This window comes from Clostridioides sp. LIBA-6622, assembly GCF_056716095.1.
In genome coordinates this window covers 2,811,535-2,824,821 of sequence record NZ_CP196998.1, presented here as the reverse complement: position 1 = coordinate 2,824,821, position 13,287 = coordinate 2,811,535, and the positions used below count along the sequence as shown (strand labels likewise).

Below are 13,287 nucleotides of genomic sequence, written 5' to 3'. Positions count from 1 at the left end.
ATATAAATTATTGTTGAAGTGTTTTGCGACTCTTAAAAATGAAAACAAGGGGTGAAATTATGATAATACATAAATTTATAATACATGTTTTGGATAAGAATAGCGATACTCCAATACTAAATGATTTTGAAGGTAAAGTTAGTCAAGATATGGACCTATTCTTTCAAAAGAAAATCAACAAAGTATTAAGAGATAATGACATCAGAAAAGCAGTATTTAATGACTATAGTAACAATCTGATTAAGAAATGTTGTGAACAGATAATATATGATGAAAGTTCTTTTTTAAGTAACTCTAAAGAGATTGCAGCTTATTTATTTGAGATTATGAAAGTGAATGCTACATTAGAATCCTGTGACTTAGCAATATGTTTATACTCTCAAAAAGATGAAAAGAGAGTGGCTATATTAAAACTTGATTACAACAAGTCGTATACTCATTCTATTGAGTTTGAAGATGATAAATTTAATATACAGATGTCAACTAATGAAGTTAATATACAAGAAACTAAAGCAATTAAAATAGGTGCTTTGGTTGGTCTTAGTGGAGTTAATGATGAATATCATCTAAGTGTTTTAGATAAAGATGCAGAAAAGGAAGAAACTAATTCTAAGTTTGTTACAGAGTTTTTAAATGCTACTAAAATTAAAGATGATAAGTATAAGACTAAGGTGTTTAAAGGCTTGGTAGATGCTTTTATAGCAAATTTATATAGTGATATGAAGCAGGGAGAAGATGTAAGAAGTATCTTGCTTTACATGCTAAGAGAAAAGCAAAAACTTGATATAAATGAGTTTACTGAAATAGCAATAAAGGAAGATTTAAAAGATAGTTTTAAGGACCATGTAGAAGAAAAAGGTCTTGATGGAAGTTTTAATATTGATAAAAAGTGGGTTGAGAAAAATCTAAAAAATAGACATATAAAAACAGATACAGGGATTGAGATAAAAGGCAAAATGGATGATTTCGAGGATTTTATGAAATATGGCATTAGACATAATGGGAATGGAACTGTAGATATAATTATTAAAAATGTAAGTTTTTATAATGAAAAGTAGGTGCTCATATGAAAGTAGGGTTAATAGATGTTGATGGGCATAACTTTCCTAATTTAGTACTTATGAAAATATCAGCATACCATAAAGAATTAGGTGATAAAGTGGAATTTGTAAATTTCTTCGAAAAATATGACAAAGTATATAAAACCAAAGTATTTACTTTCTCAGATGATGATTACACAGTTATAAATGCTAAGGAAGTCATAAAGGGTGGCACAGGATATGATTTACAGAATAAATTGCCATCACAGATTGAATTTATGTATCCAGATTATGATTTATATGATATTAAAAATGTCGCTTATGGCTATTTGACAAGAGGTTGTCCACGAGGGTGTGAGTTTTGCATAGTTCAAAAAAAGGAAGGGAATAAAAGTTATAAGGTAGCCGATTTAAACCAGTTTTGGAGGGGGCAAAAAGAGATTAAGCTATTAGACCCTAATATTTTAGCTTGTAGTAAGTGGGAAGAACTCTTAAAGCAACTTATAGATAGCAAAGCTTGGGTTGATTTCACTCAAGGGCTTGATATAAGACTTATGACAGAGAAAAAAGCAGAAATGATTAACAGAATTAAAATAAAACGGATCCATTTTGCATGGGACAATTATGAGTTCAATACATATGACAAGCTGAAAGAATTTAGAAGTAAATTGAACTTTAAAAAACAAAAACTAGGCGTTTATGTTCTTACTAATTTCAATACTACTTTTGAAGAAGATTTAGAGCGTGTTTATAAATTAAAAGAGTTAGATTATGACCCTTATATCATGATATTTGAAAAATGGAAATGCCATCATAAGTATAGAAGGTTGCAAAGATGGGTTAATAATAAGATTATTTTCAGAAGTGTAGATAAATTTGAAGATTATAAGAGGTGAGCATATGACTAATAAAGAAATGTGCAAGTCAAAGAATCTTGATGAAAGAGAAGTGTATAAGGAATTTGGGAAAGAGATTTGTGGTAGTTGCAAAAATACTAAGATAGATTGCGAAAGCAAAGATTGTGATATAGCACATAAAATATGGTTGAAGAAGGAAGCAGAAAATTATTTATAAAATTTGGAGGGAATAAAATGTTATTAGTTGAGAATAAAAATGATAGGTCCATTCTTGCAAAAGAATCTCTTGAAAAATTAGGGGCTAAAAATGTGAAAATATACAATATGGATACTGGGAGCAATGTTATATATTCAGTTGAAAATGGAAAAGAGCATCTAACTATATCAAATGAAAAAAGATTTCCTAATTGGAATGAAATTAAGTATGTTAGATATAAATTAATGAAACCAAATAAGACTATAGTACAGATATTGCCACCAAAACAAGAATATATAAATTTACATGAAAATTGCTTTCATCTTTGGGAAATAGAGGATAATGCAGTTCCAACTAAGTAATTGTAAAATAAATAGTCAAGGTAAGTTTGTGGATGAAACTAAAAGTTTATAGACTTACTTTGACTTATAGAAAGAGGGTTAAATATGAATAAATTTGAAGGGTTGGAATATACAAAGGATGGTTATATAGTATCAAATGGACAATATATAGGACTGAAAGATAATAATGATTGGTATTGGTATGGAAACATAGATTTAGCAAAGAAAAACTTGAAACCTATTATAAATATGAAAATAATAGAAGAAATAAAAGATTATGTAAAATTTGTACAAAATATGTAAGTAGAATAAATAGTCAAGGTAAGTTTGTGAATGAAACTAGAATGTTATAGACTTACTTTGACTTATAAAAATGAGGTGAGATTATGATTACTACTCAAATGTATAAGATAAATAATGAGATATTTCTAAATGATTTATGCTTGGAAGAAAATAAAGAAATGACAATATGGATAGAAAAAAATAAAGACACACATGAATTTATATGGTTAAAAATAGCGAATGTAAATGGCAAGTTAGCTATATTTGTACAAGATATTGAAGATGCTATAGTAAACGAATGGCAAGGTCAAATAGCATATAAAAAAGTTATATATCGAATAGAATGTGAACAAGTTGAAAAAGGTGAAATAGACTAAAACTTTTAAAGGGTGTGAGCTTATGATACATGAATTGCAAATAGCTTCTAGTACTTTTAAAGATGTAATTAAGAATAAAAAACAAATTGAAGTAGAACATATAGCAGATTTTAAAGCAGGAGATACAGTTATATTACAGTCATTTAAAGATAAAAAATTTACAGGAATTGAGGTAAACAAAGAGGTTGATTATTTTGTTAAATTGGGAAATGGGTATGTGCAATTAGGAATAAAATAGAGGAGGAATTTATATGCAAAATAAAAATATGTGGCTATATAGTTGGGATGATGAATATTTTGCAAGTGATGAATTTGAAAGTAAAGAAGAAGCTATTGAAGCTGCTAAGAAAGAACTTAAAATGTTTGGGTATTTAGAAGAAAATGTTTACATTGGTAAAAGAGAAGATGTTAGTCTCAAAGGTGTAGATACAGAAGATGTATTAGAACGTGTTCAAGAACTGGTTGACGACGAATTTGAAGATTATAGTGAAGATTGGATAACAAGAATAAAAGATGAAGATAGAAAAATACTTGATGATAGATTAAATAAAGTATTTTCTAAATGGATAGATGAATTTGGATATAAGCCGACATGGTTTAAAGTTGTAGATGTAGAAAAAATAAAACTAAATGAGGTCGCAAATGAAGATTAATTTTACAATAGATGGAGAACCAATCGGAAAAGAAAGACCAAGAATGAACTGTATAACTAAAAGGACCTATACACCTAATAAAACTAAAGACTATGAGAATCTTATAAAGTGGCTATATCAATCTAAAGTTAAATATTACTTTGAAGGTTATATAAAAATGACTTTAAGATGTTATTACTCTATAGCTAAAAGTAACAGTAAAAAAGTTAAAGAGCAGAAAAGAAATAATGTGTTAAGACCTAGTAAGAAACCCGATATTGACAATGTCATTAAAGTGATAGCTGATTCACTCAATGAGATAGCGTATAAGGATGATACACAGATAGTTGAGGTAGTGGCTAGTAAATATTATAGTGACAATCCAAGAGTTGAAGTTGTATTGGAAGATATTAGCTGAACAACGGAAAAATCCGTTTATCAAATCATTAGATAAAAATAATTTGGAGGAGGATTATAAGTATGAATGATTTAAAATTAATCGAAAATGAAGGAATTATAAAAGTATATATAACAGATGAAGATATAAAGGTTGTAGATGGTAGGGAACTTTGGGAAGGATTAGGTGTTAAACAGGATTTTTCAGATTGGATAAAAACAAACCTAAAAAGTGTTGATGCCATTGAAAATAAAGATTATTTCACAACCCCTTTTAAAAGGGAGCGTCAGATTTTAATAGAGTATACTTTGAAATTAGAAATAGCAAAAGAAATTTGTTTAGTAGCAGGAGCAAGTCCAAGGGCAAATAAGGAACTTAAAAGAAATTCTAAAAATTATAGAAAGTATCTAATTGCAGTAGAAGAAAAATACAAAGCATCAAACAATCTTACAAAAACACAGTTAAATCAAATTAATAATATTGTAAGTAACGCATTATGTGAAATGCAAACTAAGCATGATGCACAGATAGAACAATTTAAAAAAGAATCATCAGAGTATTATAGACCTACAAGTAAAACTAAGTATGATATTTCAAGCTACATAAAAGATAGATTAGATATTCCTAGAGCTAATGAGGAGTTTGATTTGGTTAAAAAGAGAACTTTATTAATTCTTGGAGCTGATAAGTGGGAAGATATACCAAAAGATGTGTTATTAAAATCTTTAAATATTATAGATGAATCAATAAGAATTATAAAATCTGAAAGAAAAACAAATCAGATTAGTTTCTTTGAAAAAGATAATTTCTGTTAATTAAAGAAAAAAGGAGTGCTTTCACACTCCACTTGTCAAAAATATAAAACTTTTATATACAAATATTATTATAACATAAATAATTGATAGGAGTGTGAAGGTATGAATAAAAAGACACTATTCCAAGAAGTTGAGGGAAGATTATATAACTATAAAAAATTAGAAAGTCAAATAAGAATAAAAGATATATATATTAAAAAGTTAGAAAACGAGTTTTGTGGATGTCAGGCTCAAAGTTATGAAGAAAAAACAGGACCTACCTATAATATAAGTTCAAGCGTGGAAAATGAAGTTATTAAAAGAGAAGAGGATTTAAATAGATTAAAAGAAGATAAGAAAACACTAGAGATTGAAAAAGAAACTATAGAATGTGCATTAACAAGTCTAAATAGCTTTGAAACAGAGTTCTTCAATGAAATGTACATGAACAATGAAAAAATAAATATGGATTATATGTCTAATGCTATGCACATAGATAGAAGTCATTGCTTTAGAATTAGGAAAAGGATAGTTTGTAAGATTATGGATATGTTATATCCTAAAATAAAAGAGTTTGAGTTGCCTATTTTTTCATGGAAAGCTTAAAAATGAGACTATTTTGAGACTTTTTGGAGACTATCGTGAGACTTTTTATTGGCAAAAACATGAGATAATAATATTGTGGAAATAAAGATTTCCCTCTCAAAATTAAATAGTTGGCTAGGGTTAAGGGATTGCCCTAGCCACAATACAATAATAGAGAAAGCAATAATATATTTGCGGATATGTTATAGATAAAAAAGGATGCCAAAATTGCACGCTCTATTATTATAAAGGGCTTAGATGTCAGTGACAGAAAGTCTTTTATGTGAACAGACTAGGCAGGGCGTGAGGATGCTGTTAGTTCAATTCTAACTATGTTCAAAATCTATTGATACACTATATTAAGTATTTGAATTGAGATTAAAATCTCATACAATTTTGTATCTTAATTCAGAGGTCTAAAAAGAGTGGGGCTTGGTAACCTCACTCACCATGCAAGGACTGGTTTAATCTAGGTTCGATTCCTAGAACTTGCTACCAACAATATACATTCCCTAAAAAAGGCTAAGTTACCCCTACTTAGTCTTTTATCTTTTTTTAAAAAGGAGGTCTTAAAATGAACAAAAGAGAAGTTGTTTATCTTAATTTAGAAGATATAAAACCATATCAAAATAACCCTAGACGTAATAATGAAGCAATAGAGAAGGTTATTAAATCAATTGATGAGTTTGGATTTACTAACCCAATTTTAATTGATGAAGATAACATAATAATAGCAGGTCATACGAGGTATGAAGCGTCTAAACAATTAGAACTTAAACAAGTACCTTGCTTAGTTCTAGACAATTTAACAGAAGAACAAATAAAAGCTTACAGGTTAATAGATAACAAGACTAATGAATATGCTAGTTGGGATTATAATAAATTAGTTGAAGAATTATCTGACATAGTTAATATTGATATGAAAGAGTTCGATTTTAATATTAATGATTTTGAAGATTTAAGTATAAGTGATAAAGATTTTATATTAGATGAAGAATTAGAGGAAAAAGAGAAAAAAGGTAAGATGGTGAAATGTCCATGTTGTGGTGAGGAGTTTGAAGCATAATGAGGATTTTTCTTGCTGCAACAAAAAGTGGAATGAATAAAGAATTAAGATTAGAAACAATAGAGAAATGTAAACCTTTATATATCTTAGAAACTTTTTTTAATAAAGAGAAATCATGCCTAGAAGCTTTGCAAATAGTAGGAAATGAGAATTTTTTACTCGATAGTGGAGCTTTTTCTTTTATGAATGGTACAGAAATATCGAAACAAGAGCTGGAAAACTATATTGATAGATATATAAAATTTATTAAAGACTATAATATAAAATATTTCTTTGAAGTTGATGTAGATGTGATATTTGGTTTAGAACAGGTGGATAAGTGGACTAAAAAAATAGAAAGTGAAGTAGGCAGACAATGTATACCTGTTTGGCATAAATCAAGAGGTGTGGAGTATTGGAAAAAACTATGTAAAGAGTACAAATATATTGCAGTTGGTGGGTTTGCAATAAACGATATAAAGAAACAAGAGTATCCTTTAATACAAAAAATGGTTGAGTATGCGTATCAAAAAGGTGTAAAAGTGCATGGATTAGGATTTACTAAGACAAAGATATTAAAGTCATTCAAGTTTTATAGTGTTGATAGCAGTAGCTGGACTATAGGAGCAAGTATTGGACAACAATTATATACATTTAAAGATGGAGATATACATATAAGAAGGTTAGAAAAAGAAGGTAATAAGAAAACTGATTTAAAAAAATTAGTAGCTCATAGCATGTGTGAGTGGGTTAAATATCAAAAATATATGGATGGAGTGAGATGGTGAAAAAGACAGAAAGAAATTTAACATTATTAAATTGTGTATTTGTAACAAGTCTAGTGGTTTCTAATATTGTTGCAGGAAAAGTCGTTGATATATTTGGACTTGTGGTTCCTGCCGCGGTGGTAGCATATCCACTTACTTTTTTATGTACAGATGTAATTGGAGAAATTTGGGGCAAAGAAGAAGCGAACAGAACAGTCAAAAGAGGTATTTTAATGCAGTTATTTAGTCTTTTATTAATTACAATAGCAATAGCCCTTCCAAGTGCAAGTTTTGCAACAGAGTATAGTAGCAACTTAAAAGTAGTATTGGGGCAGAATGTAAGATTTGTATTAGCTAGTTTAATAGCTTATATATTAGCTCAAAGTAACGATGTATTTATATTTCATAAGTTAAAAGAGCGATTTAATGGAAAGCATAAGTGGCTAAGGAACAATGCTAGTACTATGTTAAGCCAATTAATAGACACATCTATTTTCATTACGATTGGATTTTGGGGTACTGTTCCAAATCTACTAGTAATGATTATAAGTCAGTATGTAGTTAAGTTCTTCTTAGCTTTAGCAGATACTCCATTCTTCTATTTGTTAACTAGAAATAAAGAAATAAAAGTAGATAAACAAGCTTCATAATAAAAAATAAGATTCAAACGAATATAGAAATAATGAGGTGGTGGTGTGGCAAAAGCTAGAAGCCCCAACAGGGATAAAGCACTTAATTTATATATAGAACGCAATGGAAATATAACAAACAGAGAAATATCAGAAATATTAAAAGAAAATGAAAAAACAATAAGTAATTGGAAATGCAGAGATAAATGGAATGTAGTACTACGAAAAGGTGAATGTAGTACTACAAAGAAAAGAGGGGGGCAAATTGGCAATAAAAATGCTGCTGGTAGTGGTGCTCCAAAAGGGAATAAAAATAGATTAAAGCATGGTCTTTATGAAGGTGTTTACTGGGATACTTTAAGCGAAGAAGAAAAAGAAATGTTACAAGAAATGGAATTCGATAGAGAGGAACAACTTTTAAAAGAACAATTAATGTTGTTTACAGTAAGAGAACGACGATTGCTAAAATCTATAGAGAATTATAAAAATAAACCAAAAGGATTAGTTTTAGAAAGTGGAACAATAAGAAATTTAACAATACAAGGTAATCTTGTAAAAGATAATGAGCAAAAACAGATAGAAACAACTAGTAGAACTATAAGCGTATTTGAGGTAATACAAAAACTTGAATCTGAATTAACTAAAATACAATCTAAAAAAACTAGATGTATTGAACTTCTAAGTAAAATAAATAGCCAAGAAAATAGAGAAGATAAACTCGACAGATACTTTGATAAGCTTGAGAGTGTGATAAAAAATGATTGATAAATTATATCATAAAAAGCAACTTGAAGTTCTTGATTTTGCTTTAAATAATGACTATTTCATGTTAATAAATTATGGAGCTAAGAGGACTGGTAAAACAATAATTGATAATGATTTATTCTTGCTTGAACTTAGAAGGGTCAGAAAGATAGCTAATAAACTAGACATTAAGCTTCCTCAGTATATTTTAGCAGGTGCAGATTTAGGAGCGTTACAAAGGAATGTACTAAATGAACTCACAAATAAGTATGATATTGAATTTAAGTTTGATAAACATAATAGATTTGTACTTTTTGGAGTTCAAGTATGTTGTTTTGGACACTCAAAAACGAATGACTTGGGAAGGATAAGAGGTATGACTTCGTTTGGTGCATACATAAACGAAGGTACAGTTGCAAATGAAGTGGTTTTCAATGAAATAAAGTCAAGATGCAGTGGCGAGGGTGCTAGAATACTTGTAGATACTAACCCCGACCAACCCGAACATTGGTTGAAAACTGATTTTGTAGACAAGACAGATGGGAAAGCTATTCAATCTTTCCATTACACATTAGATGATAATATATTTTTGAGTGAAAGATATAGAGAAAATATTAAAAAAACTACTCCTAGTGGTGTTTTTTATGATAGGGACATAAATGGCTTATGGGTTTCAGCAGATGGGCTTGTTTATCAAGATTTCAATAAAGATATACATTATATATCTAAAGATAAATTGAATGATATTAACTTTGTAAGATACTTTGCAGGTGTTGACTGGGGCTATGAACATTTTGGAGCTATTGTTGTAATTGGTGAAGATGATAAAGGCAACTTATACTTATTAGAAGAACATTCAGCTCAACACAAAGAAATTGATTATTGGACAGATAAAGCTAAGAGTATAAAAGAGAAATATGGAAATATAAAGTTTTATTGTGACAGTGCTAGACCCGAACATTTGGCAGCATTTAAAAGAAATGGAATAAAAGCTTTTAATGCTAACAAAGCGAGATTGTCGGGTATTGAAGCAGTTGCAAAAATGTTTAAAACTAATACTTTATTTGTAGTTTATGAGAATGTTAATTTATTTAGAAAAGAAATTTTTATGTATGCTTGGAACAAAAATACAGGTGAGCCAATTAAACAATGGGATGATGTATTAGACGCACTTAGATATGCTATTTATACAGATTCATTAGGTACAGGAATTAAAGTGCTTACTCCAAATGGAAGAAGGTGATAAATTGGAACTAGATGTAATAAAAAAGTTAATTGAACAAACTAATAGTAAACATAATAACTTTGTTAAAAAAGCTGATGAAGCTGAAAAATACTATAAAAATGAAAATGATATTATAAGAGATAGAAGCCCTAATAATGTTGGCAAAGTAAATACAACCAATAATCCATTACGAAATGCAGACAATAGAATACCATTTAATTGGTTTGGTTTTTTAGTTAATCAAAAAATATCATATCTGTTCACTTATCCTCCTACATTTGACGTTGGAGATGATAGTATAAATTCAAAGATAACCGATATTTTAGGTGATAGATACCCAAAAGAAGCCAAGACACTTGGGAAAAATGCTAGTATATGCTCTAAAGCATGGCTACATGTTTGGGAGGATGATAATAACGACTTTCAATATACTAATATAGACCCTCGGCAAATAAGAGCGGTATATTCATCAGATTTAAATGGAAAGCTTCTGGCAGTACTTAGAGAGTATGAAAAGACTGATGTCGAAGGGAAAGAATATGTAATCTATGAGTATTGGACAGATGAATGTTGTTATACTTACGGAAATAAAAATGGAAAGAGTGACATTAATGGATTAGAGATACTTAATAAATTTATAGAGAAAAACTTAGATAATAAACTTGAAACTCAAACTAATGTGTATAAACATAACTTTGGAGAAGTTCCATTTATTGAATTTCCAAACAATGATTTAGAGGTAAGAGATTTAGATAATGTTAAACATCTCATTGATGTATACGACAAAGTTTATAGTGGTTTTGTGAATGACATTGAAGATATACAAGAAGTTATTTTTGTTCTTACAAATTATGGTGGTGCAGACTTAACAGAGTTCTTAAAAGGACTTAAAGAATATAAAACTATTGACTTACAAAGTAGTGGTGCAGATGATAAGAGTGGACTAAGTACAATTACAATAAATATTCCAATAGAAGCTCGAGATTCACTTCTAAAAACAACTGAAAAGCAAATATATGTGCAAGGTCAAGGGGTTGACCCTAAACCCGAAAATTTTGCGAATACAAGTGGTGTAGCACTTAAATTTCTATACACTTTATTAGAATTAAAAGCAGGTTTAATGGAAACTGAGTTTAGACTAGGGTTTGCTAAACTGGTTAGAATGATATGTAGATATTTAGGATATTCTCCTAAAAGGGTTTTACAGACTTGGACTAGAAATATGATTCAAAATGACTTGGAGTTAGCAGAGATATGCTCTAAGAGTGTTGGAATAGTATCAGAAAAGACTAATTTAAAAAATCATCCGCTTGTAGATAATGCGGAGGAAGAAGAAAAACAGATTAAGAAAGAAAAAGAAGATAGCCAACAAGAATATGATAATCTAATTCCTAATCAAGATGGTGTCATAGATGAAACATAAGGATTATTGGAGGAAGAGATTTGAACAATTAGAAGAAGCTCAGAATAATAAAAGTGTAAAATACTATCTTGAATTAGAAAAGCAATATAAGTTAGCTATGAATAGTATAGAAAAAGATATATTATCATGGTATAACAGATTTGCTGAAAATGAAGGTATTTCTTTGTTAGAAGCTAAGAAGCTACTTAACACAAGAGAATTAGAAGAATTTAAGTGGAATGTAGAAGAGTATATTAAATATGGCAAAGAAAATGCTATAAATCAGAAATGGATGAAAGAGTTAGAAAATGCTAGTGCAAGGGTTCATATAACGAGGCTTGAAGCTTTAAAACTTCAAATACAACAACAAGTGGAAGTACTTTATGGAAATGAACTTGATAGCATTGATAGGTTAATGAAAGATATTTATACAAGTGGATACTATCATACAGCTTTTAATGTTCAACAAGGAGTAAACGTTGGTTGGAGTTTAATGAGTCTTGATGCTAATAGAATAAATAAAGTTATTTCTAAGCCTTGGACCAGCGATGGGTTAAATTTCTCAGAAAGAATTTGGGGTAAACATAGACCTGCTCTAATTAGTGAGCTACATACTAAACTGACTCAATCAATTATAAGAGGAGAAAATCCAAAAAGTTTAGTAAATGACTTTGCTAAGAGATTTAATGTATCTAAATCTCAAGCTAAGAATTTAATAATGACTGAATCAGCTTTTTTTGCATCAGCTTCAAGAAAAGATTGTTTTAATGATTTAGATGTAGAGAAATATGAGATTATCGCTACACTAGATTTAAAGACTTCTAATATATGTAGAGAGTTAGATGGAAAAGTATTTGAGATGAAAGATTATGAAATAGGAGTTACTGCTCCACCATTTCATTGTCGTTGCAGAACAACAACAGCTCCTTTTTTTAGTGATGAAGAAGGTTATAGAGTAGCAAGAGATGAAAATGGTAAAACTTATTATGTGCCATCAAGTATGAAATATCAAGAATGGTATGAGAAATACATTAATAAAAACATTAAGTTATCAGATAATGAACAACTTGCAATTAATAAATATATAAGTAGTGATTCTTATAAAATTAATGAGAAGCTTAGAAATGGTCTTACATTGACAAATGAGGACAAAAGGTTTATAAATGACTTAGATAGTGCATTAGATAAGATGTCTAACTATAAAGGAGAGGTAAATAGGTCTTTATATTTCTTTAATGATAGTGATAAAATAGCTTTTTTAGATAAACATCAAGTAGGTAAAGAAATAATTTATAATGAATATATCTCTACATCCAGTAAGGGTGAATATAATCCAAGTGGTCAAGTTGAATTAAATATTATAAGTGCAAATGGTAAAGATATAAGAAAATATAATCCTCAAGAAGCAGAAATTTTATTTAAAAGAAATAGCAAGTTTATAACTACTGATAATTTTGAATATGATGGGAAATATTATATAACAATGAAAGAGGTGTAATATGAAAAAGGATAATGAAAAATTATTTTCAGCACCAAGATGGGCAGAAATACCACAAGGTAAAGTAGTTGGAGAAAGACGTTTAACAGAAGAAGAAGTGAAAGAAGCTCAAGAAATTAGAAGAAAGATAATTGAAAGAAAAATTAATAATAAAGAATAAAAGCACTTGCTAAATGATTAATTAGTAGGTGCTTTTATTATGTAAAAATTTATTGAGAGGGTGATTTGAAATGCTTAAATTATATATTTTATCAATAATTGTATTTTGTACTGGGTTTTATTTGTATATGTTAAGGCTTGGAAATATTAAAGAAGTAATCGAAGCTTTAAAAAAATATAGAGCTTGGAAAAACTATAAACTTATTTTTATAGCTTTGTTTCCATTGTTAAACTTTATTCTTGGTTTAATATTTATAGCAGTTTCTTTATTTGCAACAAATAAGGATATAATTAAAAGTTTGGAGGATGATAAATAA

The 13,287-nt window shown here is 28.9% G+C and carries 20 protein-coding genes; all 20 read left to right on the top strand.

Features of this window, described 5'->3' with window-relative positions; all coding sequences use genetic code 11:
* The first annotated feature begins 59 nt into the window (after window positions 1-59).
* The 20 genes from ACTG47_RS13440 (at window position 60) to ACTG47_RS13345 (ending at window position 13,287) form a co-directional block, all read left to right on the top strand.
* Window positions 60-1,058: a nucleoid-associated protein gene (locus ACTG47_RS13440; RefSeq protein WP_479924926.1), complete on the top strand. Its 999-nt coding sequence runs from the start codon at window positions 60-62 to the stop codon at window positions 1,056-1,058.
* 8 nt (window positions 1,059-1,066) lie between these two features.
* Window positions 1,067-1,936 carry a radical SAM protein gene (locus tag ACTG47_RS13435; protein ID WP_479924925.1) on the top strand — a complete coding sequence of 290 codons (870 nt, stop codon included), beginning with the start codon at window positions 1,067-1,069 and terminating at the stop codon, window positions 1,934-1,936.
* A gap of 4 nt (window positions 1,937-1,940) precedes the next feature.
* A complete protein-coding gene (locus ACTG47_RS13430) occupies window positions 1,941-2,114 on the top strand; it encodes a hypothetical protein (RefSeq protein WP_479917695.1) in 174 nt (57 codons plus the stop codon).
* Between the two features lie 17 nt (window positions 2,115-2,131).
* Window positions 2,132-2,455, top strand: a complete 324-nt coding sequence (locus ACTG47_RS13425; RefSeq protein ID WP_479924924.1) for a DUF1827 family protein — start codon at window positions 2,132-2,134, stop codon at window positions 2,453-2,455.
* 84 nt (window positions 2,456-2,539) lie between these two features.
* Entirely contained in the window at window positions 2,540-2,737 is a 198-nt protein-coding gene (locus ACTG47_RS13420; RefSeq protein WP_479924923.1) for a hypothetical protein, read from the top strand.
* 83 nt (window positions 2,738-2,820) lie between these two features.
* On the top strand, window positions 2,821-3,093 hold the full coding sequence (locus ACTG47_RS13415) for a hypothetical protein (RefSeq protein ID WP_479924922.1): 273 nt from the start codon (window positions 2,821-2,823) through the stop codon (window positions 3,091-3,093).
* A gap of 22 nt (window positions 3,094-3,115) precedes the next feature.
* Window positions 3,116-3,331 (top strand): DUF3850 domain-containing protein, encoded by a 216-nt coding sequence (locus tag ACTG47_RS13410; protein ID WP_479924921.1) that lies wholly within the window; start codon window positions 3,116-3,118, stop codon window positions 3,329-3,331.
* A 13-nt stretch (window positions 3,332-3,344) separates the two neighbouring features.
* Complete coding sequence (locus tag ACTG47_RS13405) at window positions 3,345-3,746, top strand: hypothetical protein (protein ID WP_479924920.1); 402 nt, start codon at window positions 3,345-3,347, stop codon at window positions 3,744-3,746.
* Complete coding sequence (locus tag ACTG47_RS13400; RefSeq protein WP_479924919.1) at window positions 3,736-4,143, top strand: RusA family crossover junction endodeoxyribonuclease; 408 nt, start codon at window positions 3,736-3,738, stop codon at window positions 4,141-4,143. The genes ACTG47_RS13405 and ACTG47_RS13400 overlap by 11 nt, the downstream gene beginning before the upstream one ends.
* 62 nt (window positions 4,144-4,205) lie before the next feature.
* The gene (locus ACTG47_RS13395; RefSeq protein ID WP_479924918.1) at window positions 4,206-4,937 is read left to right on the top strand and encodes an antA/AntB antirepressor family protein; all 732 of its coding nucleotides are present in this window, start codon (window positions 4,206-4,208) and stop codon (window positions 4,935-4,937) included.
* Window positions 4,938-5,039: 102 nt separating this feature from the next.
* Window positions 5,040-5,522, top strand: a complete 483-nt coding sequence (locus ACTG47_RS13390) for a hypothetical protein (protein WP_479924917.1) — start codon at window positions 5,040-5,042, stop codon at window positions 5,520-5,522.
* Between the two features lie 553 nt (window positions 5,523-6,075).
* Entirely contained in the window at window positions 6,076-6,567 is a 492-nt protein-coding gene (locus ACTG47_RS13385; protein ID WP_479917691.1) for a ParB N-terminal domain-containing protein, read from the top strand.
* Complete coding sequence (locus tag ACTG47_RS13380; protein WP_479924916.1) at window positions 6,567-7,334, top strand: hypothetical protein; 768 nt, start codon at window positions 6,567-6,569, stop codon at window positions 7,332-7,334. Before ACTG47_RS13385 ends, ACTG47_RS13380 begins: the two co-directional genes overlap by 1 nt.
* Window positions 7,328-7,963, top strand: coding sequence for a queuosine precursor transporter (locus tag ACTG47_RS13375; RefSeq protein ID WP_479924915.1), 636 nt, complete (start codon window positions 7,328-7,330; stop codon window positions 7,961-7,963). The genes ACTG47_RS13380 and ACTG47_RS13375 overlap by 7 nt, the downstream gene beginning before the upstream one ends.
* Window positions 7,964-8,008: 45 nt before the next feature.
* Complete coding sequence (gene terS / locus ACTG47_RS13370) at window positions 8,009-8,707, top strand: phage terminase small subunit (protein ID WP_479924914.1); 699 nt, start codon at window positions 8,009-8,011, stop codon at window positions 8,705-8,707.
* Window positions 8,700-9,929, top strand: a complete 1,230-nt coding sequence (locus ACTG47_RS13365) for a PBSX family phage terminase large subunit (protein ID WP_479924913.1) — start codon at window positions 8,700-8,702, stop codon at window positions 9,927-9,929. Before terS ends, ACTG47_RS13365 begins: the two co-directional genes overlap by 8 nt.
* The gene (locus ACTG47_RS13360; RefSeq protein ID WP_479924912.1) at window positions 9,916-11,334 is read left to right on the top strand and encodes a phage portal protein; all 1,419 of its coding nucleotides are present in this window, start codon (window positions 9,916-9,918) and stop codon (window positions 11,332-11,334) included. Before ACTG47_RS13365 ends, ACTG47_RS13360 begins: the two co-directional genes overlap by 14 nt.
* Entirely contained in the window at window positions 11,324-12,811 is a 1,488-nt protein-coding gene (locus ACTG47_RS13355) for a minor capsid protein (RefSeq protein WP_479924911.1), read from the top strand. The genes ACTG47_RS13360 and ACTG47_RS13355 overlap by 11 nt, the downstream gene beginning before the upstream one ends.
* A 1-nt stretch (window position 12,812) precedes the next feature.
* The gene (locus ACTG47_RS13350) at window positions 12,813-12,971 is read left to right on the top strand and encodes a hypothetical protein (RefSeq protein ID WP_479917689.1); all 159 of its coding nucleotides are present in this window, start codon (window positions 12,813-12,815) and stop codon (window positions 12,969-12,971) included.
* A 70-nt stretch (window positions 12,972-13,041) separates the two neighbouring features.
* Complete coding sequence (locus tag ACTG47_RS13345; RefSeq protein WP_479924910.1) at window positions 13,042-13,287, top strand: hypothetical protein; 246 nt, start codon at window positions 13,042-13,044, stop codon at window positions 13,285-13,287.